The sequence below is a fragment of the Brevundimonas sp. DS20 genome (assembly GCF_001310255.1).
Lineage (GTDB): Bacteria > Pseudomonadota > Alphaproteobacteria > Caulobacterales > Caulobacteraceae > Brevundimonas > Brevundimonas aurantiaca.
Map to the genome: position 1 here is coordinate 1,741,664 of NZ_CP012897.1, position 21,010 is coordinate 1,762,673.

General features: G+C 66.7%; 23 protein-coding genes. 15 read left to right on the forward strand and 8 right to left on the reverse strand.

Features of this window, described 5'->3' with window-relative positions; all coding sequences use genetic code 11:
- Positions 1–39: 39 nt before the first annotated feature.
- Positions 40–264, reverse strand: coding sequence for a DUF4334 domain-containing protein (locus tag JL11_RS18230; RefSeq protein WP_125902269.1), 225 nt, complete (start codon positions 262–264; stop codon positions 40–42).
- Positions 265–391: 127 nt separating this feature from the next.
- Between JL11_RS18230 and JL11_RS08425 the strand changes: the two genes are divergently transcribed.
- From JL11_RS08425 to JL11_RS08445, 5 genes are all read left to right on the forward strand, one after another.
- Positions 392–1,018: a tyrosine-type recombinase/integrase gene (locus JL11_RS08425; RefSeq protein ID WP_054765279.1), complete on the forward strand. Its 627-nt coding sequence runs from the start codon at positions 392–394 to the stop codon at positions 1,016–1,018.
- A gap of 225 nt (positions 1,019–1,243) precedes the next feature.
- Complete coding sequence (locus tag JL11_RS08430; RefSeq protein WP_054765280.1) at positions 1,244–2,539, forward strand: cation:proton antiporter; 1,296 nt, start codon at positions 1,244–1,246, stop codon at positions 2,537–2,539.
- Positions 2,540–2,824: 285 nt separating this feature from the next.
- The gene (locus JL11_RS08435; protein WP_054765281.1) at positions 2,825–3,181 is read left to right on the forward strand and encodes a DUF6768 family protein; all 357 of its coding nucleotides are present in this window, start codon (positions 2,825–2,827) and stop codon (positions 3,179–3,181) included.
- Between the two features lie 17 nt (positions 3,182–3,198).
- On the forward strand, positions 3,199–3,759 hold the full coding sequence (locus JL11_RS08440) for an RNA polymerase sigma factor (RefSeq protein WP_054765282.1): 561 nt from the start codon (positions 3,199–3,201) through the stop codon (positions 3,757–3,759).
- A complete protein-coding gene (locus tag JL11_RS08445) occupies positions 3,752–4,114 on the forward strand; it encodes a DUF6768 family protein (protein ID WP_054765283.1) in 363 nt (120 codons plus the stop codon). Before JL11_RS08440 ends, JL11_RS08445 begins: the two co-directional genes overlap by 8 nt.
- Before the next feature lie 171 nt (positions 4,115–4,285).
- Here JL11_RS08445 and JL11_RS08450 read toward each other — a convergent pair whose 3' ends face one another.
- Genes JL11_RS08450 through JL11_RS08465 form a run of 4 tightly spaced genes read right to left on the reverse strand, consistent with a single transcriptional unit; the run spans position 4,286 to position 10,387 of the window.
- A complete protein-coding gene (locus JL11_RS08450) occupies positions 4,286–7,537 on the reverse strand; it encodes an error-prone DNA polymerase (protein WP_054765284.1) in 3,252 nt (1,083 codons plus the stop codon).
- 55 nt (positions 7,538–7,592) lie between these two features.
- The gene (locus JL11_RS08455; RefSeq protein ID WP_054765285.1) at positions 7,593–8,162 is read right to left on the reverse strand and encodes an alpha-ketoglutarate-dependent dioxygenase AlkB; all 570 of its coding nucleotides are present in this window, start codon (positions 8,160–8,162) and stop codon (positions 7,593–7,595) included.
- Between the two features lie 31 nt (positions 8,163–8,193).
- On the reverse strand, positions 8,194–9,714 hold the full coding sequence (locus JL11_RS08460; RefSeq protein ID WP_054765286.1) for a Y-family DNA polymerase: 1,521 nt from the start codon (positions 9,712–9,714) through the stop codon (positions 8,194–8,196).
- Positions 9,629–10,387, reverse strand: coding sequence for an ImuA family protein (locus JL11_RS08465; RefSeq protein WP_054765287.1), 759 nt, complete (start codon positions 10,385–10,387; stop codon positions 9,629–9,631). The genes JL11_RS08460 and JL11_RS08465 overlap by 86 nt, the downstream gene beginning before the upstream one ends.
- A gap of 151 nt (positions 10,388–10,538) precedes the next feature.
- Here JL11_RS08465 and JL11_RS08470 point away from each other — a divergent pair, with 151 nt between their 5' ends.
- Both JL11_RS08470 and ku read left to right on the forward strand, forming a co-directional pair.
- A complete protein-coding gene (locus tag JL11_RS08470) occupies positions 10,539–10,775 on the forward strand; it encodes a DUF5961 family protein (RefSeq protein WP_054765288.1) in 237 nt (78 codons plus the stop codon).
- Positions 10,776–10,857: 82 nt separating this feature from the next.
- The gene (gene ku / locus JL11_RS08475) at positions 10,858–11,721 is read left to right on the forward strand and encodes a non-homologous end joining protein Ku (protein ID WP_054765289.1); all 864 of its coding nucleotides are present in this window, start codon (positions 10,858–10,860) and stop codon (positions 11,719–11,721) included.
- On the opposite strand, the gene JL11_RS08480 is transcribed toward ku, so the two are convergent.
- Positions 11,718–11,897, reverse strand: coding sequence for a hypothetical protein (locus tag JL11_RS08480; protein ID WP_054765290.1), 180 nt, complete (start codon positions 11,895–11,897; stop codon positions 11,718–11,720). The genes ku and JL11_RS08480 overlap by 4 nt on opposite strands.
- A gap of 147 nt (positions 11,898–12,044) precedes the next feature.
- Here JL11_RS08480 and JL11_RS08485 point away from each other — a divergent pair, with 147 nt between their 5' ends.
- From JL11_RS08485 to JL11_RS08495, 3 genes are all read left to right on the forward strand, one after another.
- Positions 12,045–12,623: an SOS response-associated peptidase gene (locus JL11_RS08485; protein WP_054765291.1), complete on the forward strand. Its 579-nt coding sequence runs from the start codon at positions 12,045–12,047 to the stop codon at positions 12,621–12,623.
- Between the two features lie 337 nt (positions 12,624–12,960).
- Positions 12,961–13,254 (forward strand): DUF736 domain-containing protein, encoded by a 294-nt coding sequence (locus JL11_RS08490; protein ID WP_054765292.1) that lies wholly within the window; start codon positions 12,961–12,963, stop codon positions 13,252–13,254.
- 72 nt (positions 13,255–13,326) lie between these two features.
- Positions 13,327–14,217, forward strand: coding sequence for an ArdC family protein (locus JL11_RS08495; protein WP_054765293.1), 891 nt, complete (start codon positions 13,327–13,329; stop codon positions 14,215–14,217).
- A gap of 52 nt (positions 14,218–14,269) precedes the next feature.
- On the opposite strand, the gene JL11_RS08500 is transcribed toward JL11_RS08495, so the two are convergent.
- The gene (locus JL11_RS08500) at positions 14,270–15,898 is read right to left on the reverse strand and encodes a hypothetical protein (RefSeq protein WP_054765294.1); all 1,629 of its coding nucleotides are present in this window, start codon (positions 15,896–15,898) and stop codon (positions 14,270–14,272) included.
- Positions 15,898–16,719 (reverse strand): hypothetical protein, encoded by an 822-nt coding sequence (locus tag JL11_RS08505; RefSeq protein ID WP_054765295.1) that lies wholly within the window; start codon positions 16,717–16,719, stop codon positions 15,898–15,900. The genes JL11_RS08500 and JL11_RS08505 overlap by 1 nt, the downstream gene beginning before the upstream one ends.
- Before the next feature lie 283 nt (positions 16,720–17,002).
- Between JL11_RS08505 and mobC the strand changes: the two genes are divergently transcribed.
- The 5 genes from mobC (at position 17,003) to JL11_RS08530 (ending at position 20,870) form a co-directional block, all read left to right on the forward strand.
- Positions 17,003–17,524, forward strand: a complete 522-nt coding sequence (gene mobC, locus JL11_RS08510; RefSeq protein ID WP_054765296.1) for a plasmid mobilization relaxosome protein MobC — start codon at positions 17,003–17,005, stop codon at positions 17,522–17,524.
- On the forward strand, positions 17,521–18,513 hold the full coding sequence (locus JL11_RS08515; RefSeq protein WP_054766882.1) for a relaxase/mobilization nuclease domain-containing protein: 993 nt from the start codon (positions 17,521–17,523) through the stop codon (positions 18,511–18,513). Before mobC ends, JL11_RS08515 begins: the two co-directional genes overlap by 4 nt.
- A gap of 71 nt (positions 18,514–18,584) precedes the next feature.
- Positions 18,585–19,178, forward strand: a complete 594-nt coding sequence (locus JL11_RS08520; RefSeq protein WP_054766883.1) for a DUF6088 family protein — start codon at positions 18,585–18,587, stop codon at positions 19,176–19,178.
- On the forward strand, positions 19,171–20,187 hold the full coding sequence (locus JL11_RS08525) for a nucleotidyl transferase AbiEii/AbiGii toxin family protein (RefSeq protein WP_054765297.1): 1,017 nt from the start codon (positions 19,171–19,173) through the stop codon (positions 20,185–20,187). The genes JL11_RS08520 and JL11_RS08525 overlap by 8 nt, the downstream gene beginning before the upstream one ends.
- Complete coding sequence (locus JL11_RS08530; protein ID WP_054765298.1) at positions 20,184–20,870, forward strand: hypothetical protein; 687 nt, start codon at positions 20,184–20,186, stop codon at positions 20,868–20,870. Before JL11_RS08525 ends, JL11_RS08530 begins: the two co-directional genes overlap by 4 nt.
- Positions 20,871–21,010: the final 140 nt, after the last annotated feature.

Genomic DNA, 21,010 nt, shown 5'->3' on the forward strand with positions numbered 1-21,010 from the left:
AAGCAAGGTCTGATTGGCTCGCGCCGTCGAGGCGCGGCGTCAGGCCCTACGGCGGAACGACGCGTCGCCCGCGTGGGTCCACATGCGAAACGGGGGCGGCAGTTCCGGATAGTCCATCAGGCCCATGACCCGCATCGCGTCGACGGATCGAAAGCGGCCGGTCACGGGGAGATCGTCGTAGATCCATCGCCGCTGAAGATACGCCGCCCCGGTCAACCCGCCGCATCGGCGCCGTCCACGCCAAACTGGGAAGGACGCAGGCATCGTCGCAATGTGTCCATTGCAACAGGTCTCATTTCCGATGCTGGCTCAATATCCGCTCGGGGCGGACGGCTGACGGAACAGGTGTACAATCTTCCGGGGCAGGGAGGCCATCCGTGGGAGGTTGGCCATGCGCCAGTCTGACCTTTTCATCATCCCTCGACGCCCCTGGAACGCGGGCCGTCTCATCGGCCCGAAGGCTCCGTTGAAGCCGAAGCACATCTGGGCGATCCGACAGCAGCTCAAGGTTGCCAAGCGCGTCCGCGACCTTGCGATGTTCAACTGCGCGCTCGATGCAAAACTCAGAGCGTGTGACCTCGTAAAACTTCGTGTGAGCGACGTCCCGCCTGGCGGTTCGTTGAGGCTCCGCTCCACGGTCATCCAGCAGAAGACCGGACGCCCGGTTCCCTTCGAGATCACAGAGCCGGCCCGCGATGCCATTGCGGGTTGGCTGGAAATTCGAGGGCAGCGTGAAGACGACTGGCTGTTTCCAAGCCGAAGTCATGCCGGGCACCACATCGGTACACGGCAGTACGCGAGACTGGTCGATCAATGGATACGCCTGATCGATCTTGAGCCTGCGGCTTACGGCACGCACAGCCTCAGGCGCACGAAGGTCTCATTGGTCTACAAGAAGACCGGCAATCTGCGCGCTTGCCAGCTGCTGCTCGGTCACCGCAAGCTGGAGAGCACAGTTTGCTACCTCGGCATCGAAGTTGACGACGCCCTGGAGCTCTCTGAGCAAATAGATCTCTGACGACGGCCGGGTTCGCTCAGCGGGCCCGGCACCTGTCCGCAATGGGTGGGAAGCGGACAAAGCTTTAGAGCCCTGCGTCGGCCGCTTTAGGCAGCGCGGAAGGGTCGTTTGCATCAAGGGTGGAGGTCATCGGGCACTCCGGTGAAGCTTCTTGCCAGCATCGGCGACCTTATGGGCGCTGTCGCATTAAGTAAGCGCGGTCCAGTCGGATGGCCCCGGAGACCTATGCCCGATCCATATATCCTGATGCTGTTTGTGGTGGGGGCGCTGGTCGCTCTGGTGGCGTGGTTGCCGCTGGTTTTCCGGCGTGCGCCACTGTCGCTGCCGATCGTCTGCGTGATCCTCGGTGCCGGGCTCTTCGCTTTGCCACAGGTGGTGTTCGATCCGCTGCCTCAGCGCCATCCCGACATCACCGAGCGTCTGACCGAATTTGTGGTCATTATCGCCCTGATGGGCGCTGGACTGAAGATCGACAGGATTTTCAACCTGCAGAGGTGGGGGGTGACCTGGCGACTGCTGGGCGTGACCATGATGCTGTCGGTCGCGGCGATCGTGATACTGGGCTGGACGGTCTTGGGGCTTGGGCTGGCAGGTGCAATACTGCTCGCCGGGACGCTGGCCCCGACCGATCCGGTGCTGGCCTCCGACATCCAGGTGGGAGCGCCGCGCGAGGGGCGAGAAGACGAGGTTCGGTTTGGCCTGACGTCCGAGGCTGGGCTGAACGACGGCCTGGCGTTTCCGTTCGTCAACATGGCCATCGCCTTGGCGTTGGTGGCGTCGGGCCAGAAAACCCAATGGTTCTTGGAATGGCTGACCGTCAGCGTGCTGTGGGAGATCGGCGCGGGGCTGGCTATCGGCTGGGCGATCGGCTGGCTGTTCGGGTGGCTGACCTTTGCCATCCCGGTCAGCACGCGGCTGGCAGCGACACGTGATGGCTTCATCGTTTTGGCAGCGACATTCATCTCGTATTCGGTGACGGAGATGCTGCACTGCTACGGGTTTCTGGCGGTCTTCATCACGGCGCTGGCGTTCCGGCACGCCGATCGAGACCACGACTTTCAAGCCCAGATGCACGACTTCATCGAGCAGATCGAACGGATGGCGATGATGGTGGTTCTAGTGCTGTTCGGTGGAGCGCTGGTGTCAGGTCTGCTAGCGCCGTTGAGGCCGGTCGACGCGGCGGTGGCCGCCGTGATCGTGCTGCTGGTGCGGCCCCTGACCGGCACGATCGGATTGATCGGCTGGAAGCGGCCTCTGCGCGAGAAGCTGATTCTGGCCTTCTTTGGCATCCGCGGCGTGGGATCGTTCTACTATCTGGCTTATGGGCTGAACGCCGCGCCGTTCGAGGGCGGCGACCGGCTGTGGGCCATCGTGGGGTTGATCTGCCTGATGTCGATCCTGCTGCACGGCATCACGGTCACACCGGTGATGCGATGGTTTGACCGCAGCCAAGGCCGCGACCCGGATGCAGAGGCGGATGAGGTGCAGGCCGATACCTCGGGGCGAGGGGCGTCAGCCTGACTTTGTGACCCGGGCCGATGGGATCAGTCAACTCAACTGTCCGCAACGGGTCGATTTCGGTCCCGCGCATCCTCGTCGAGAGCGGACGTCGATGACGGGCCGAAAAGCGGACGGCCTCAGCACCAGCTAGGGGCGGGAAGTAGACGTTCAGCTCGCCGCTGAAGGGCTCCAAACCGTTAGCTTGCGCGGTGGCGAACGCTTCTTGCCGATTTTTGGTCGACGGATTGAACCGAACGGCGCGCGAGTGACACCTCTTTCCCATACGGTTTGGTCAAGGAGACAAAGATGACCGATACGACCCCTGCAACCTGGTCAACTGAAGAACTGGCTGCTTTGGCGCCGCTGGAGAAGCAGCCTGGATTTTTCGAGTTGGCCAAAGGGCTATTCCGCGGGGGCAATGCCTGGCCAACGCTTGCGATGATGACTGCCGAGATCGGGCTCTTCGCAGGCGGCGTCTGGTGCGCATGGCGCTTCAGCCAGTCGAGCGAGGCTTTGGAGGCGTTGCGGTGGGGTTTCCCCGCTCTCGGGATGATCCTGATGTCCTTCACCATCAAGTTCGCATTCTGGCCTGTGATGCATATCAACCGGCTCAAGCGCCAGGTTGTTGAACTTGAGTTGCGGCTGATCCGCAGGCTCCGCTGACCGGGAAGAGTCCGCGCATGGAGCAGTACGACCGGCACAACAATGCATTGCTCGTGCGTCAGGCTCAAGTCGGGTCTGTGTTAGCGTTTCGGCGTCTAGCTGGGCGCTGGAACCGGAAGCTGGTCGCACATGCTTGGCGCCTGCTCGGCGATTTTGACCAGGCCAACGACGCCGCCCAGGGGGCATGGGTCGAAATCGCGCTCGGGCTGACGCGATTGCGAGACCCCATAGCCTTTCCCGCATGGGCCTATCGCATCACCACGCGTCAGGCGACGGCCATCATTCGGCGGCGACAGTCGGACCGCCGGCTGGCGAACGCCTTGGAACAGGCGGCAGAGACCGAGCCGGCGGCCGTTCACGGCCAGGAGACCCCGGCATCCGACATAGCGGCGCTTCACGAGGCCATCAGAAACCTTCCACCTGCCCAACGCGCCGCGCTGGCACTTCATCACTTCGAGAACCTGTCGGTCGCGGAAGTCGCGGTTGCCCTCGATGCGCCTGTCGGCACGATCAAGACCCGCCTCATGCATGCTCGGCTGAAACTGAGAGCCGCGCTGAAAGGAGATACCAATGACTGACCCAGACATCCGGATCGACGCTGAGCTACGCAACGAGGAACGCCGCCTGCTGGAGCAGATTGGCGAGGAGCCCGCCTTTCTCGATCAGGCGTTGGGACTGTTCCGCCGACGCAATGCTTGGGTGAACTGGATCATGATGATCAGCCAAGCCCTGATGTTTGTGGCCGGGGCATACGCGGCCTGGCGCTTCTTCAACGCCGACCAAGTCATTGATGCAATGCGATGGGGACTGCCGTCGGCGGTGCTGTTGCTGATGGCGCTGGTGATAAAGCTCTCGATGAGACCCGACATGCAGATTCAACAGCTCAGGCAAGACATCGCACGGCTGCACACGCTCTCTGATCGAGACATCTGAGGTCGTGCCCAACTGACGATGACGAAAGGAGCGTGCCTTCGAAACGGCGATGGCTCAGTCGCAGACACATCGGACATTCCCGATGTCCGCAACGGGTCGGGAGCGGACGTTCCGCCAGCCAAGCCGCCAACGTCCGATTGTTGGCGGCGCCCCAATGTCCGGAATTGGCGCCTAACGGAAATCCCGCGTCCGAGGCCGGATGGTGTCGAGGTGGAGGTCGGGGATGTAGATGTCTCGCGCCTTTGGACGGGCTTGGCGAGGGTCTGGCGCGCTGCCGTGATAGACCTCGTCGCCGCGGCCATGGGGCAGGGGGAAGGTGTCGCCTCGATCGCCGACGGAGGCGAGCAGGTCCGACCCATCATGGAGTTTGGTGGCCACGATGTGGACGACCTCGCCTTCGCGTTGCACCTTGCCGTCCACGATGAGCAGGCTTGAGGAGAGGACGACCCGGCGCCGCTGTTCGTAGAGGCTGGGCCAGATCACCAGGTTGGCGACGCCGGTTTCGTCTTCGATGGTGATGAACATCACGCCCTTGGCCGAGCCGGGCTTCTGACGGACGAGCACTAGGCCGGCGATCCGGGTCAGGCGCCGATCGCGCATAGCCGTCCCGTCGGCGCACGTCATCACATGCCGGCGCTGGAGTTCATCTCGCAGGAAGGCGAGGGGATGGTCGCGGAGGGTGAGGCCAAGGTGGGTGTAGTCCTCGACGACCTCGCGACCGGCCGTCATCGGCAGAAGGTCGGGGGCGGGTTCCTGGATTTCCGGAATCCGTTGATGCTCGCGCTCGGCGGTCGCGGTGAACAGGGGCAGGGGATCGTCGCGCAGCGCCTTGATCTCCCAGAGTGCCTCCCGGCGCTGCAGGCCGAGGCTGGGCAGGAAAGCGTCGGCCTCGGCCAGACGGGTCAGGGCTGAGACCGGCGCCTGCGCTCGCCGCCAGAGCTCGTCGATCGTCCGGAACGGCAGGTCGGCTCGACCGGAGACGAGCCGCGCCGCGTCGCCGTTGGCCAGCCCGCGGACCATGCGCAAGCCGAGACGGACTGCAAACCGGCTGTCTCGATCGGTGGGTTCGAGGGTGCAGTCCCAACGGCTGGCGTTGACGCACGCCGGCCGGATCTCGACGCCGTGTTCGCGGGCGTCCCGCACGATCTGAGCCGGGGCGTAGAAACCCATCGGCTGGGCGTTCAGCAAGGCGGCGCAGAAGACATCCGGATGATGGCATTTGAGCCAGGAGGAGGCGTAGGCGATCAGGGCGAAGGAGGCCGCGTGGCTTTCCGGGAAACCGTAAGAGCCGAAACCCTCCAGCTGACCGAAGGTCTTTTCCGCGAACTCCTGCGTATAGCCGCGCTCGACCATCCCGGAGACCAGCTTGTCTTTGAAGTGGCTGACGCCGCCGGTGAACTTGAAGGTCGCCATGGCGCGGCGGAGCTGGTCCGCCTCCGAGGGGGTGAAGCCGGCGCATTCGATCGCCACCCGCATCGCCTGTTCCTGGAACAGGGGGACTCCCAGCGTCTTTCCCAGCACCTTCTCCAGTTCAGGCTTGGGATAGTCGACCGGTTCCCTGCCTTCCCGGCGTCCGAGGTAGGGATGGACCATGTCGCCTTGGATCGGGCCCGGTCGCACGATGGCGACCTCCACGACCAGGTCATAGAAGGTGCGGGGCTTGATCCGGGGCAGCATGGCCATCTGCGCCCGGCTCTCGATCTGGAAGACCCCGAGCGTGTCCGCCTTCCGGATCATCGCATAGGTCTTCGGATCCTCAGCCGGGATGCTGGCCAGATCGAGATCGATCCCCTTGTGCTCGCGAAGCAGGTCGAGGCCGCGGCGCATGCAGCTCAGCATGCCCAGCGCCAGCACATCGACCTTCATGAACTTCAGGGCGTCGATGTCGTCCTTGTCCCACTCGATGACCTGGCGATCCTTCATCGCCGCCGGTTCGATGGGAACGAGATCGTCCAGCCGGTCATCGGTCAGGACGAAGCCGCCCGGATGTTGGCTCAGGTGTCGCGGGAAACCGATGAGCTGGCGCGACAGGTCCAGCGCCATTCTGAGCCGCCGGTCCTTAAGGTTGAGGTTCAGCTCTTCGGCGTGTTTGTCCTCGACGCCCTCGCTGGAATAGCTCCAGACCTGGGACGAGAGGGTCTTGATCAGGTCTTCGGACAGGCCGAGCGCCTTGCCGACGTCGCGCAGGGCGCCGCGCGAGCGGTAGCGGATGACGGTGGCGCAGAGCGCCGACCGATCGCGACCGTAGGTATCGTAAACCCACTGGATGACCTCCTCGCGCCGCTCGTGCTCGAAGTCGACATCGATGTCCGGGGGCTCCTTGCGTTCCTGGCTGACGAAGCGTTCGAACAGCAGATCGTTGCGGCCGGGATCGATCGAGGTGATGCCCAGCACATAGCAGACCGCCGAATTCGCCGCCGACCCACGGCCTTGGCAGAGGATTTGCCGGCTGCGCGCGAACCTGACGATGGAGTTCACGGTGAGGAAATAGGGCGCGTAGCCGAGGCGCTCGATCAGCCCGAGTTCGTGCTGCAGCGTGGCCTGCACCTTGTTCGGGATGCCTTCGGGGTAACGCCTTTCGGCGCCTTCCCAGGTCAGCTGCGCCAGAGCCTGCTGCGGCGTCAGGCCGGGCAGGGCCGCTTCCTTGGGATACTGATAGGCCAGTTCATCGAGGTTGAACCGGCACCGGTCCGCGATCTCGACCGTGGCGGCGAGGGCGTCGGGGTATCGGCTGAACAGCCTGTGCATCTCCTGGGCCCGCTTCAGATGGCGGTCGGCGAACCGGCTGCGGCGGAAGCCCACCTCGTCGATCGTGCACCCTTCGCGGATACAGGTGACCACGTCCTGGAGAATTCGCCGGTCTGGGTGGTGGAAAAGGACGTCATTGGTCACGACCGTTCTCACGCCGTGACGCCGGGCCAAGTCGGAGAGCTGGTGCAACCGGAGTTGGTCCTTCGGCCGCCGTCTCAGGGTCAGTGCCAGGTGAGCGTCGGCGCCGAAGGCGGAGACAAGCCGCTCGAGCTGCAACTCGCATCGGGCGTCGGCGCGGTCGGGGACCAGCACCGCGACAAGGCCTTCCGCGAAGACGGCGACATCCTCCCAGCCGAGCGTACAGCCGCCCTTGCCCGCTCGACCCTTGCCGAGGGTCAGAAGCCGGCAGAGGCGGGCGTAGGCGGCGCGGTCGCGGGGATAAACGAGCACGGCCGTCTCGTCCTCGAGGACGAGTTGGCAGCCGATGATCAGCCGCACGCCGGTGACCTTCGCCGCTTCATGTGCGCGGACGATCCCTGCCAGGCTATTGCGGTCGGTGACGGCGAGGGCCTCAAGGCCGCAGACGGCAGCCTGGCCGAACAGTTCCTCGCAGGAGCTCGCGCCCCGCAGGAAGGAGAAGTGGGACGCGCAGTGGAGCTCGGCGTAGCGCATCGCGCCGCTATGTTCCTTTTTTGTTCTTTTGGCGAGTCCGGGGGGCGGCAAGGCGTCAGGTTTGCGCAAGCGTCCGGAATGTCACCGAGTAGCGGAGGCTGGCCAGAGGCGGGATGCTGTGTTCCCACTCACGACGGGCGACGCCGTCGAGGAGATAGGCGGAGCCCGGCTCCAGATCGAGGTAACGCCGCTCCCAGGCTGCGCCCGCCTTCCGGCGAAACCGCATCCGGCAGGGCGTCTCGAACGAAACGCCGATGATCTTGTCGTACTGGGGTCGGTCGCGATGCCAGCCGATGCCGGCGCCGGGCGCGTATTCCGTGACGAGGGTCTGGGCGACCAATGTCGAATTGACGCCGGCGAAGTGGGCCGCCCGGTCACGCAGGTCGTGCAGGAAAAAAGGGAGCGGAGCGGCTTCGTCGAGACGCCCCCGGGTGAAGTCGTAGTGCCAGCCGAACGAGACCACGCGTCGGGCGCCCAGCCAGCCGTGGAACTCGAACGGCGCGAACGGCAGACCGGCGAAGGCCGCTACTAGCGCGGCCTGTTCGTCGGGCGTCACGAGCGCGGGCTCGTATCGCAGGCCGTCCGGCTCGAGCGGCGACCCGAACAGATCGGTTTGCAGCGTCATGATCGTTCAACGTGCGGGCGGGGAGCGGGGGTCATCCGAACAGGCCGTGGATGAACCAGGCCTGCGAGCCGGTTGTGGCGTCCTCGCCGTCGCCGGCGCGGAACAGCCAGAAGCGTTCGCCGGCGTCGTCCTCGACGTGGAAGTAGTCGCGGACGGCGTGCAATTCGGCGTCGCGGCGCCGCCATTCGCCGAAGATCCGCTCCGGCCCGTCCGCGCGGACCACGCGTCGGCGGATTCCGCGCCAGGTGAAGTGGGTCGGGGGATTGTCCGGCAACAGGGCCAGGGTCTCGACGGGCTCGGGGCGGCGCAGAAGCCGGGTCGGCCGGGGCCAGTCTTGCGCCCAGTCCTGGGCGGACGGCGCGGCGAGGGGCGGGACCTTGCGCATCGAGCGCTCGGGAACGTCGCTCTCCACGGGCTGCAGCCGGTAGAGACGCCGGGCGCCGATCCGGTTGGCGAGCACGTCGATGAGGTCGGACACGTCCGGGGTCGCGGTCTCCGCCAGGGCGGTCGCGCCGGGACGCCAGTCCAGCCGTTCGGCGCTGGTGGCGACGAGTATCATCCGGTCGATCCCGAACCCCGGATCGATCGTCTCGATCTTGTCGGTCAACAGGCGGGTGATCCGCGACAGATCGCGGATCGGCCGGGCGAGGCCTACGCGGACCGCTTCGAGTCGGATGTCGACCCGATAGCAGAGCCAGTCGAGGCGACGGACGCCGAGCCCCGCGGTCTCGAGCGCCCGGCAGAGGTCAGCGGCCAGGGCGCCGGCGTAGCGCGCCAGCGTCTCCGGCGCGCCGATCGGTTCGGCGAAGACGCGCTCGACCCGCGGCGCTTCCGGCGCCTCGACCGGGATCAGAGGCTCTCCCGTGCGGGCGTAGGCCTGGTCGAGGCGACGGCCCAGATCGGGGCCGAAGCGGAGCGCCAGGGGCGCGCGGGGCCGATGAGCGACGTCGGCGATCCGCTCGAACCCCATGCGCCTCAGGCCGGCGATCAGGTCGCCGGATAGGCGCAAGGCTTCGAGAGGAAGGGGCCCAATAGCCGCGTCGATCCCGCCGTCGTCCACGATCCGGAGGTCGCGGCGAAAGCGCGCGAGGGCATGGGCGGCGCCGTAGGCCGGGGCGATGGCGGCCTCGGCCCGGACGCCGGCCTCGGCGAGGCGATGGACCATGTCGGCCAGCATCGCCGCCTCACCGCCCTTCAGATGGGCGGCGCCGGTGGCGTCGATGGCGAGGCCGTCGGGCGGATCGGTCTGGCAGACGGGCGCATAACGTTTCAGGGCCCAAACGGCGAGCCGCTCCAGGGCGTCGGCGTCGCCCTGCGGGTCCGCGTCCCGCACGTCGAGGCCCGGGATCAGCGCCTGGGCCTGGGTCGCCGCCTGCCCCGCGCGGGCGCCCGCCTGACGCGCGGCGGCGTTGGCGGCCGTCACGACCCGGCGCCGGCCGACGCGGCCGACGAGGATCAGGGGCTGGTCAGGCGGCGGCGCGTCGTTCCCGAGCTGACGGCGCAGCCGATCGACGGACCAGTTCGGCAGGTAGAGCGAGACGACCCGTCTCATCACAGGCTTCCAGGGTGAATTCCGCGGCCTCGGCGCCGCGACAACGGAGAAGTTCGACGAACCACCGTCCCCGGCCGACGCCGGGAACGGGCAGGGGAGAGGACGGCGCCGGGCTGACCCGCCAGCGGGTGACGGCGGCCGTGGGCTGGCCGAAGTCGGCGGCGTCGGCGGCGCGGCGCCAGCGCCGGATCGCCAAAGCCAGGGCGCCCGAGGTCTCCGCCGCCAGCTGCAGGCGCCGCGAGGCGGTCATGCTGAGGCGCGCCGTCTCGGCCACGACCGTGCCGAGACCGCCGTGCCGCAGGCCCTCCTCGAAACAGGCCATGAGGCTGGGCTCGTCGCCGGCCTCGACATAGATCACCCGATCCGGACCGAGCCCCGCCTGGCTGAGCGCCGGCGCGAACAGGTCCGGGCGGGTCACGCACCAGAGCACCTGACCGGGTCGGCGCGCGGCGATGCCGGCGGCGAACAGCGCCGCCGCGGCGCCGTCGACCGCGCCGTCCCCGCCGCCCGCGACCTCGTGCAGGGCCCCCAGCGCGAGCCCGCCGCCGGGAAGGGCCGCGTCGAGCGGCGGCACGCCGAAGGGCAGCGCCCCGCCGGCCGGCCGGCCGTCGTGCTCAAGCGCGCGGATGCGCGCCCTGAGGGTTTCGAGCTCGGCGGAAGGCCGGGCGTGCATGTCGGCCTCCCGTGGTTCGGTGTCATAAACGTTCCTGAAATGTTCTGGCTCTCATTTCGTCACGGAGTCAACGGGGCGGGCGCCTTATCCCCGGACGAATCGCGGTGAATCCTTTCGGTTGGTTTCGCGTTTGGACGTCCGAGGAGATCCGATGACCGATCCTGAACAGCACCGCTATTTCGCCTGGGCCGACGGCGTCGGCCGGGGCCATGGCCACGTCGTGGAAGCGCCGAGCTACGAAGCGGCGGCGGTCGGCTACACTGAACTCTATGCGCCGCCGGTCGATGGCGACGGCGAAATCCGGATCTTCGTGACGGGGGTCGACGACGGCCAGGAGCATTGCTTCACCGTTGACCTGAGCGACGGCGAAGCCGAGCCCTGCGACTGAGGCCGGAGGCCGGAGCGAATCACCCCGCTCGGTGTTGAGTCGAATCTTGGCGGGCCGGATGGCCCGTGCGGAGGCTTCGACGATGGCCTATCGGCCCACATGGCAGGGACACCTGCGTCTGTCCTTTGTGACCTGCCCGGTGGCGCTCTACACCGCCACCAGTTCGGGCGGCGACGTCCATTTCAATCTGATCAATCCGGCGACTAACAACCGGATCAAGATGGTGACGACGGACCCGGAAACGGGCCCCGTTGATCGCTCGTCCCTGGTGAAAGGCTCCGCCGTCGCCAAGGACGAATACATCCTGCTGACTGACGAGGAGATCAAGTCGGTCAAGCTGGAGAGCACCAAGACGATCGACATCGAGCGCTTCGTCCCCGAGGACGAGATCGACCGGGTCTATTGGGACAATCCCTATTACCTCGCCCCGGCCGGCGGGATCGCCGAGGAGGCGTTCGGCGTCATTCGTGAAGCCATGCGGTCAGAAGGCAAGATCGCGCTTGGCCGCGTCGTCCTCTCTACGCGGGAGCGCCTTCTGGCGCTCGAACCTCGCGGCAAGGGCATTCTGGCCTACTCCCTGCGCACCCGCGACGAGGTCCGCGACACGCGGGACGTCTTCGGCGCGATCTCGGACAAGCAGCCCGATCCGGCGATGATTGAGATCGCGCGGCGGATTATCGAGCAGCAGGCGGGCCCGTTCGATCCGGATCAGTTCGTGGATCGCTATGAGGAGGCGCTGAAGGCTTTGATCGCCTCCAAGCAAAAGGGCCAGGCGCCGGTTCGCTCAGCCGAGCCGGACGACACCCAAGTCGGAGACCTGATGGCGGCGCTGCGCGCCAGTCTCCAGGGCGCCGCCACGCCGCGCAGCGGGCGCGGGCGGACGGCAAGCCGGCCCGCCGCCACCGCGAAGCCGGCGCGGGCGCCGGCGCGGCGGCGGGCGGGCTAGTGACGCCGGTCGCCCTTGTCGCCTTGGCCCGGCTTCGACGCGGTCTTCGCTTGGCGCTTCTGATCCTGCGCCGACGACTTACCGACATCGACCTGTTCATCGAAGCGGCCCTCGCTGTCACGGCGGACATAGCGCTTGTCGCCTGGAGTCGGTTCGATCAGTTCGCGTTTGGACATGGCGGTCTCCCTTCGATGAGAAGGGAATCCGCGCTGGCGAGTCGGGTTCCGTGTCAGCGACTGCGGTGACAACGGACGGGATCCGCTCAATGGCAATCGACACCGGTCGGACCGACGGCGACCGTCGATGCGGGGAGAGATGATGCGATGTGCAACGAATTCCAGCTCATCCTGCCCTTCGACGGCGTAATCGAAACCTTCAATCGCAGCGGCGACCCGCTTGTGTTCCCGGGCGGGATGCCGAACTTTGGGCCGGCCGCCTCCATCCGGATCGGCGATCGGGTGCCGATCATCACCTTGGGCGGAAGCGGTCCCCAGCTGGTCACAACGCCTTGGGCGTGGCGCTCGCCGCAGGGGCCGCCGGTGTTCAACTTCCGCTCGGATGGCCGTTCCTTCGCCAACTCGGTCCGGTGTCTGATCCCGGCGGACGGCTTCTTCGAGTTCACCGACCCGGAGCCTGGACAGAAGCGGAAGACCAAGTGGCGGTTCACCCTCGCCGGCGAGCGCCTCTTCTGGGTCGCGGGTCTGGTGAAGGATGGCGCCTTCGCCATGCTGACCACCGAGCCCGGGACCGACATTGCGCCCTACCATAACCGGCAGATCGTCGTGCTGAAGCCCGAGGAGGGTGCGGCCTGGCTCAACCTCGAACGGCCCGAAGCCGAGCTTTTGCGGGCTCCGCCCGCAGGGAGCCTCGACGTCGAGAAGATCTTCCCGGCAGCGGCCTGAGCCTGAAGTGGGGGAGGGTCCCGGCCGACCGCGTAGTGCCGATGGCGCGCGAACGGGGCGGTTGGGGCGGCCATTGTCTCGCATACTTATCGCGCCAGTCGGCGCGGCCTCTCGATGAGGCGGATCTGACCGAAACCCGGTCGGCTGGCGCAACCGCTCGCTCGACTTTCATCCCCGGCCTGACGGCCTTCCTCGCGAAACAAGAAAGTCTCTCATTGCGGTCCTTCGCTTCGCTGCGGGGGCTCGCTTCGCTCTCCCTGCGCGCCGCCCGGGCCCCGGTCTCCCGATCGCCATCGAGGCCGCGACAGGCGTGGCCCGAAGCAAAGGAGAGACTGACATGGCCACCATCGGCACCTTCACCGCCCAAGGCGACGGCTACACCGGTTCGATCAAGACCCTCACCCTCAACGTCAAGGCGGCGGTCCTGCGGCCGAACGAGAAGACCGACGACAAGGCTCCCGACTTCCGGATCTTCGCCGGCCAGACCGAGTTCGGCGCCGCCTGGAAGAAGACGAGCCAGCAGAACCGCGAATACCTCTCGGTCAAGCTCGACGATCCCAGCTTCCCGGCGCCGATCTACGCCTCCCTGGTGGAGGTCGAGGGCGGACACAGCCTGATCTGGTCCCGCTGACCCAAGAGCCGCGGCGGCGCGGGAACCGCGCCGCCGCTCCTTCATCCGAAAATCCCTCTCGAGGAGGCCGCCATGACGCGCCCCGCCGATCCCGCACGCCCGGACATCCATAGCCGGATCACCCAACAGATCATCGCCCAGCTCGAAGCCGGCGTTCGCCCCTGGACCCAGCCGTGGAAAGCCAAGAGCTCCGTCAGCCGCCCGCTGCGCCATGACGGCACGCCATACAACGGCATCAATGTCGTCCTGCTCTGGGGCGAGGCCGCGAGCCGTGGCTTCAGCCGATCGACCTGGATGACCTTCCGCCAGGCGCTGGCCCTCGGCGCCCACGTCCGCAAGGGCGAACGCGGCGCGACGGTCGTCTACGCCAACCAGATCGTCCGGGAGGACACAGACGACACCGGAGCCGACGTCCAGCAGCGCATCCCGTTCCTGAAGGCCTACACCGTCTTCAACGTCGATCAGATCGAGGGCCTGCCAGATCGCTACGGCGAGCCGGAGACGATCGAGATCAATCCGGACGAGCGGATCGCGCGCATCGACGCCTTCTTCAGGCACTGCGGCGCGGACATTCGTCACGGCGGTGGAAGCGCCTATTACGCCCCGGGTCCGGATCATGTGCAGATGCCGCCGTTCGAATGTTTCGAGACGGCGGATGCCTATTACAGCACGCTCTGCCACGAGATGACCCACTGGACGCGTCATCCCAGCCGCCTGGACCGGGACTTCGGCCGGCAGCGTTTCGGCGATCCGGGCTACGCTCGCGAGGAACTTGTCGCCGAACTGGGGGCCGCCTTCCTCTGCGCGGACCTCGGGCTCGCCCTGGAACCGCGCGAGGACCATGCCGCCTATATCGCCAACTGGCTGCAGGTCCTGAAGGACGATGTACGGTTTGTCGTCTCGGCCGCCTCTCATGCGCAGAAGGCCGTGGATCACCTAAAGGCGCTTCAGCCTCCGCCCTGAGGCTGATTAACCGCCCGATTGCGGACCCAGAAGTTGCCAGAACCGCAATGGACTACGCCGCGGACCCACCGGGTTGGGCCGCGATGGCCTCAGTCAGCGCCGATACCGCGATCACGACGTTTTCCAGAAGAGTACGCCCCTGGATCACTGCCGGGGCCTTCGGATCGACGCGAAGTCGGTCGAGCGCCGAAGCGACGTCCGATCCGAGATGAGCATCGGCCAGACGCAGATCATAGAGGCCGAACAGCGGCGCCATGAGCGCCTTCGCCGCCATCTCGCCGACACCGGTGGACGCGAGGGCTTCAAGCGCCTTGAGCGCCTTGACGCCCCCAATGACATGGCCACGCGCAACGGCGGCGTTGCGAACGGCGTCGACATCTACTCGCTCGATGAACAAGCGCGTGACGTCTTTCGCGAGGGATAGCAAACCGTCGGGTTCCGCTGCACGAAACCGGTGCGATCGCTTCAGCAGATCATTGACTGACTGATGTGGGCGCAGAATCTCGCTTCCGAACACGTCTCGGAATGTCGCCTCGAACGCACCCAGCACTTCTGGCAATACATGCTCCGGGGCAGTTGTATCCGCCGGGTTCACCATCATCTGAACCTGGAAGAGCTCGGCGGAAACGCCGCCGTCTTCAGCCACGCTGTGAGCAGCCCAGATGCGCTGTTCCCACGCCTGAAGGCGACCGACATCCTTGGCGAATACATTGATGAGGCCTCGCTCATTCAAACCGAAATGCAGCGGCGCCTCAGCTGCCCCGACGGCGCCGGTTTCTGCGCTGGCCCACTGCAGCCGGCTGCCGCGGTGTCGCAAAAGATGCCCGACCAGAGTTGGTTCGAAGAAAAGCCAGTCGATGCCTCTCTGCAACGCATCGGCGGTGACACGCTCACCGCGAGGTCCTGACGCAAATGCAATCGGGTTGGGATCGCGATCGCCGCGGACGCGCGGACTGAAATCGCCTGGCTCGAACCACTCCGTTCGCCATAAGACGCCGGCGATCCGGAACCCGTCGCCGCCCAATCCCAACTTCCGTCTGGGGGCGATCCGGCCCTCATGCGTGTCGCGATTGTTCTCGAGGCTGTACCCCTCTTCGGGCCAAGAGAAGCTGGGCGCCTCATCCGCCTCGACAACTCGCTCGTGGTAGCTGGACAGGTAGAGTTTCATCGAACGAGCAGCGAGATAGTCGGCAAGAAACTCGGCGCGGATCTCCAATCGAACCGGGCGATCTTCATCGCGGATGAGGCGTACGACCTCCGCCCAGCCTTCGTCAGGCCGAAACCAGGTGTCGCCATCGCGGCTCAGACGGAGGGCCAGGACCAGATCAGGGTGAAGGTGCCAGACGCCGTCCGCCGCGCCTTCGAGGTCCTGATCTATGACGAGGTTGATCCCCAGCGGCCCGTCGAAGCGATTGTCCAAGTAGACGTCGGCGGGATGGTACTCTCCGTTCCAGACGAAGGCGCGATGAGGCTGGAGGCTCAGGTCGCCCCAGTTCAGACGTGCCGCGCTTTCCTCTTTCCCGGCGTAAACCGCCAGTGTGGCGACACCCGCAAAGCGCTTCGCCGATCTCAGGTCCTCGGGCGCCTCCAGATCAACATCGTGGTTGGCTCTAAGGGGGATCCAAGATTGGCCCGCGACGGCTGGAACGTCGCCCATTTCGAAGTAGGCCTGGTTCAACATCAGACGGCTTTCGCTTCTGGAGCGTTCTTTGCCTCGAACTTGGTGATGGCTTCCACCTGCTCCCCGACCAGCGCTTGGAAGGCGTCGAAGGCGACGTAGCATTGGTCGCACTCGAGCTGCAGCAAATCTGCGACCTTGTTCAAATCGAGAGGAGGCGTTCCGCCGACTCCGTAGCTCACGACGCCCGTCGCCCCATCGACGTAGCGGGTCACCGTATTGCTCAGCCCCAGAAGGAGCCGGGGTGAGAAGCGGTGGTTGTAGGCGTTCCGGAAGTCGTGGGTTTGGGCTTTGAAGCCGCTGCCGGCGATGGGTTCGACCTTGAGCTTGAAGCGAAGAAACTTCCCCCAGGTGCGACCAAAGGGCTCGACGTCGTTCAAGTAGAGGTTCTTGTCGGGAAACTCGTCTCTCCAGTTCTCGAGGTCTTTAGCCATGTTCGCCTGGTGGGACAGGTGGGCCGCCGCGACCGCGAAGCGCGATTTGATCGCGTACGGCGCGCTGAGCGCGGCGACGCCGAGGATGCCGATAAACTCGTGCGCGACTTCCATCTTCGCGTCATCATCCATCGGCTCGACGATGATCGCCCACGCTCGCAGACGCGCGACGTGGTGAGTGAGGTCGTTGATCACATTGGCGAGGTCGGTGGCGTAGTCCTCAAGCATGCTGCTGTACACAAGCCAGAGGCCGCTGATGGGGTTCGGGAGGGTCCACCAGCGATACGGCATGAAGCGTTTCGCGACCCCCGACGCATCGAGCGCGGCTCTGTAGTCGGCATAGGCCGCGTTGAGACGGGCTGACCGTTTCAGGCTGAAATCGTCGGGCATATAGTCTCGCCACTCCGTCGATACGACGCCGGATCCTGCAAACCTGCGCGTGCAGAACAACGCGCGTCACAAGCCTAGGCGCGATCCCCTGTTCTCCACAAACGCGACGTCTCCCGGCGTCGCGCCGCCTCGGTTGGGGCGCCCTTCAGGGCGGCGGGCGAGCGGCCGTGAAGCGGACGCCGAGGGGAGGGCGGGCAGCACCGGAGGCCTACGGGGCGAGGGTGGTGACGGTCTAGGGCAGGATAGGCTTTGCGCCGGCAATGTCTGACAGACCAACCTCCCGATGAACCGCCTCACCCTTCGCGTCTCGCCCGATCTGATCCGCCGGTTCGACGCCGCGGCGGCGGGTCAGGGCGGGCGCTCCCGCTTGCTTCGTCGGCTCATGGAGGGGGCTGCGCAGGCACCCGTCCCGACGTCGCTGGAGGCGGTCTGCGCGCCCAGATCCGGCAAGCTGACACTGCGCCTCAGCGAGGCTGACCTGCGTCTCCTGGAGGCCGAGGCCGCCGCTGTCGGGCTATCGCGAACCCAATGGAGTGTCTCGCTCATCCGGCGGCGGTTGCGGGATCGTCCGCAGTTCAGCCGTCCCGAGGCCCTGGCGCTGATCGAGGTGCGGCGCGAGCTGCGGCGCATCGGCGTGAACATCAACCAGATCGCCCGCGCCCTGAACACGGCGGTGATGGAGGGGCAGGTGCTCGATCTTGAGCTGGCCCAGCTCGGCGCCTTCCAGGCCGAGATCGCGGCCTGGGTGGAAGCGCTCGGCGAGGCCTTCGACGGCAACCTGTCCTATTGGGCCGCGCGGCCGTGAGCGATTTCCGCTCGCCGCGTGGGTTCGAGGAGGCGTTGCGGCCGCCGGTCGATCCTCGCCGCGCGCGGATCACGCCCACGGTGCTTCGGCCGTCCCGAAACAGGGATCAGGATCCGGTCGCTCGTTTCGTCCGCGTCGCGCGCCGGGCGCCGGAGGTGATGGTCAAGGTGACCGGCCGAACCCGGGACGGCGACCACCTGAAGGCGCATCTCGACTACATCAGCCGCAACGGCGCCGTGGCTCTGGAAGGGCCGGACGGGGAGCGGTTGGACGGCCGCGCCGAGGTGCGTGCGCTCGCCCGCGATTGGGCCGAGGAATTCGCGATGGAGCCGGGACGCAGGCGCGACGCCTCGATCTCCCTGTCGATCGTGCTCAGCATGCCGGCGGGGGCTGATGCGGTGCGTCTGCATGACGCCGCCCGGGCGTTCGCGGCCGAGACCTTCGGCGAGCGCTTCGCCTATGTCTTCGCCCTGCATGACGAGGGACGGCACCCGCACGTGCATCTGACGGTGCGCCGGCTGGGACGCGACGGCGAACGGCTCAATCCGCGAAAGGCCGACCTGCAGATCTGGCGCGAGGGGTTCGCCCGGGCGCTGCGCAACCGGTCCATCGAGGCGGAGGCCACCCCGCGGCGCGCGCGTGGCGTGACCCGCAAGGCCGAACGGATGCCGATCCGCAAGATGCGAGAGCGGTTCTTGGCCGGGAAGGGGGAGTTGCCCGACGCGCTCGCCGCCGCCTATCGCGATGCGCTTCGGGAGGGCGGCGGTCGAGGTCCGTGGTTGGACGCGATCGAGGCGCGCGAGCTGGCGATGCGGCGCGCCCTGGTCGCTGAAGCGGTTCGCTTGGGTCGGTCCGATCGGCCGGCGGATCGCGCCCTGGCCCTGGTGGTGGAGCGGTTCGTGCGGGAGCGGCCCGGGCCGAAAACCCGCGACCAGGCCTTGAGGGACGCGGCCGTCGATCGCTCGACCGGGCGGGAGCGAAGCCGATGAAGCTGTGCGTTTCCATGGGCTCGGTTGCGGAGTGTCAGAAACAGAACTATATTTCTGACAAGGAGACGATCATGCAGGTGCTCGCTGAACAGATCATGGAGCGCGCCCAGGCCTTGCCGGAGGGCGCGCCGGTCGCCGCCAAGGGGCTGCTCCATCTGGGCAGCCGCGCGGCGGTGGATCAGGCCCTGTCGCGCCTCGTGCGACGGGGGCGGCTCGTGCGCGCCGGGCGCGGCGTCTACATGCGTCCGCTGGAAAGCCGCTTCGGATCGCGGACGCCTTCGGTGGAAACGGTCGTGCGCGCGGTGAGCGAGCAGCGTGGCGAGGTCGTCGCCTCCAATGGGGCGGCGGCCGCCAACGCCCTGGGCCTGACCACCCAGGTGCCGATCCGCATGGTCTATCTGACCAACGGCAAGAGCCGGCTCCTAAACGTCGGCAAGCAGACGGTGGAGTTTCAGCACGCGCCCGCATGGCAGCTGCTCCTGGCCGATCGTCCAGCCGGCGAAGCGGTTCGCGCCCTGGCCTGGCTGGGGCCGGAGAAGGCCGCTACGGCGCTGGAGGCCCTGAAACGAAAACTGGGGCCTGCCGCCTTCGGCGAACTGGTGTCCGTCGGACCGCGTCTGCCGACCTGGCTGGCGCGGTCGGTCAGCCAGGCGGCCCATGTCTGAGACCTTCCTGCAGCTTTCAGCCGAGGACCGGGCCGAAGCCCTCGCGGCGGCGGCGTCGGAGTCCGGCCGGCCCGCTCATCTCCTTGAGAAGGATGTCTGGGTTGTCTGGGCCCTGAGCGCGTTGTTCGAGGCGCCCGTGGGTGAAGGCCTGGTTTTCAAGGGCGGGACGTCCCTGTCCAAGGCTTATGACGTCATCCAGCGGTTCTCGGAAGACATCGATCTGACCTGGGACATCCGTCGCCTGCTTCCCGATCTGGCCAATGCGCCCGAAGACCCGGTGCCGGAGACTCGCGCCGAGGAGCGGCGCTGGTCCCGGGATGTCCAGCGGCTGTTGCCGCTCTGGGTCGATGGCGAGGTGCGGCCGCTTCTGGAAGCCCGGATCGCCGCCGAGGGCGTCGGCGCCACGGTGCGGATCGAGGGCGCCAAAGCCTTTGTCGACTATGCGCCGACCAGCACCGGCACCGGCTACGTCTCGCCCAGCGTGATGCTCGAGTTCGGCGCGCGGGCGACCGGCGAGCCCAGCGCGCCGCGACCGGTGGTCTGCGATGCGGCGGCTCATCTGCAAGGAATCGTCTTCCCGACCGCCACGCCGCGGGTGATGGCGGCCGAACGGACGTTCTGGGAGAAGGCCACCGCCGCCCATGTCTATTGCGCGCAGGGACGACTGCGGGGCGATCGCTTCTCTCGCCACTGGCACGATCTGTCGCGGCTGGACGCGGCCGGCTTCGCCGACACCGCGATCGCGGATCGGGCGGTCGCCGAGGCGGTCGCGCGACACAAGGCGATGTTCTTCCGCGAGACCGCCGACGGCGCGGAGATCGACTATGGACAGGCGGTCACGGGCGGGCTGCGTCTGAAGCCTGAAGGCGCCTCGCTTGAGGCCCTCAGGGACGACTACCGCCGGATGGTCGAGGACGGCCTGCTGGAGGCGGACGCCGAGCCCTTCGAGACGCTGATGGACACCTGTGAGGCGCTCGCGGACCGCGCCAACGCCCCGACGGCCCGGTGATCCTGCGCTACGCGCCGATCGAGCAGGAAGCGATCCTGCTGAAGGCGGTCTGGGACATGATCGACGACATGGTCAATCTGGAGATCTTCGACTACCCGATGACCTCCCGCCCGACCAATCTGGTGTTCAAGTCGGGAACCCATAAACGAGTCTTCGCCATCCTGCTGGCGGATTTCCTGGCCCAGCCCCGGCCGTCTGCGCTGCCCTTCGCCTTCGCCCCTTCGACGGCAGACGCGCGCGAGACCGATCGAACCTATCTGTTCTATCTGGACGCCATCGGCCGTCAGCCGACCCTGGGCGCCGACGCCTCCGGTCTGGCGGCTTCCGCCTCGGCCTTCGCGGACTGGCTGAACGCGGAGTGCTTCTGTCCCAAGGTCTGGCTTCCCGAACTCGACCTGTCGGTGGACCTGCGCGTCTCCCGCATCTGGCTGCTCAAGATCGTGGGCGACGCCAACAAGCACAACTTCTCCCGGCTCGATGCACGGGTGAAGCAGATCAGGGCGATGCTCGCGCGGCACGGCCATGAGATCGATGAGGGGATGGTCTATCGGTCCCTGCCGGACTTCCAGCAGTGGTTCTACACCGACGTCTTCTCCTATCATGCCAGCACCATCGGCGAGTTCCTGGACCAGATCCGCCGGGCCCTGTTCGCCTACCTCTCGCCGGAGTTCGCCCGGGCCTAGCGACGTGGCGCCCGGTTCGAGGGCGATTACAGCTTCGATGTTCCGGCGGACATCCGCGATCCGCTGGCGCTGGGCATGTATTGGGACCTGATCAACCGGATGAGGGACGGCGTCGGATTCCCGGCCTTCACCGTGTCGCC

Bases quoted from the DNA above. Each gene is read 5' to 3' on its own strand.
- JL11_RS08505 (WP_054765295.1), bottom strand. From the start codon at position 16,719: ATGCCCGACGATTTCAGCCTGAAACGGTCAGCCCGTCTCAACGCGGCC.
- JL11_RS08440 (WP_054765282.1), top strand. From the start codon at position 3,199: ATGGAGCAGTACGACCGGCACAACAATGCATTGCTCGTGCGTCAGGCT.
- JL11_RS08470 (WP_054765288.1), top strand. From the start codon at position 10,539: ATGACCGATCCTGAACAGCACCGCTATTTCGCCTGGGCCGACGGCGTC.
- JL11_RS08480 (WP_054765290.1), bottom strand. From the start codon at position 11,897: ATGTCCAAACGCGAACTGATCGAACCGACTCCAGGCGACAAGCGCTAT.
- JL11_RS08435 (WP_054765281.1), top strand. From the start codon at position 2,825: ATGACCGATACGACCCCTGCAACCTGGTCAACTGAAGAACTGGCTGCT.
- JL11_RS08520 (WP_054766883.1), top strand. From the start codon at position 18,585: ATGCAGGTGCTCGCTGAACAGATCATGGAGCGCGCCCAGGCCTTGCCG.
- mobC (WP_054765296.1), top strand. From the start codon at position 17,003: ATGAACCGCCTCACCCTTCGCGTCTCGCCCGATCTGATCCGCCGGTTC.
- JL11_RS18230 (WP_125902269.1), bottom strand. From the start codon at position 264: ATGCCTGCGTCCTTCCCAGTTTGGCGTGGACGGCGCCGATGCGGCGGG.
- JL11_RS08495 (WP_054765293.1), top strand. From the start codon at position 13,327: ATGACGCGCCCCGCCGATCCCGCACGCCCGGACATCCATAGCCGGATC.
- JL11_RS08430 (WP_054765280.1), top strand. From the start codon at position 1,244: ATGCCCGATCCATATATCCTGATGCTGTTTGTGGTGGGGGCGCTGGTC.
- JL11_RS08455 (WP_054765285.1), bottom strand. From the start codon at position 8,162: ATGACGCTGCAAACCGATCTGTTCGGGTCGCCGCTCGAGCCGGACGGC.
- JL11_RS08460 (WP_054765286.1), bottom strand. From the start codon at position 9,714: ATGAGACGGGTCGTCTCGCTCTACCTGCCGAACTGGTCCGTCGATCGG.
- JL11_RS08500 (WP_054765294.1), bottom strand. From the start codon at position 15,898: ATGTTGAACCAGGCCTACTTCGAAATGGGCGACGTTCCAGCCGTCGCG.
- JL11_RS08490 (WP_054765292.1), top strand. From the start codon at position 12,961: ATGGCCACCATCGGCACCTTCACCGCCCAAGGCGACGGCTACACCGGT.
- JL11_RS08445 (WP_054765283.1), top strand. From the start codon at position 3,752: ATGACTGACCCAGACATCCGGATCGACGCTGAGCTACGCAACGAGGAA.
- ku (WP_054765289.1), top strand. From the start codon at position 10,858: ATGGCCTATCGGCCCACATGGCAGGGACACCTGCGTCTGTCCTTTGTG.
- JL11_RS08485 (WP_054765291.1), top strand. From the start codon at position 12,045: ATGTGCAACGAATTCCAGCTCATCCTGCCCTTCGACGGCGTAATCGAA.
- JL11_RS08425 (WP_054765279.1), top strand. From the start codon at position 392: ATGCGCCAGTCTGACCTTTTCATCATCCCTCGACGCCCCTGGAACGCG.
- JL11_RS08465 (WP_054765287.1), bottom strand. From the start codon at position 10,387: ATGCACGCCCGGCCTTCCGCCGAGCTCGAAACCCTCAGGGCGCGCATC.
- JL11_RS08450 (WP_054765284.1), bottom strand. From the start codon at position 7,537: ATGCGCTACGCCGAGCTCCACTGCGCGTCCCACTTCTCCTTCCTGCGG.
- JL11_RS08525 (WP_054765297.1), top strand. From the start codon at position 19,171: ATGTCTGAGACCTTCCTGCAGCTTTCAGCCGAGGACCGGGCCGAAGCC.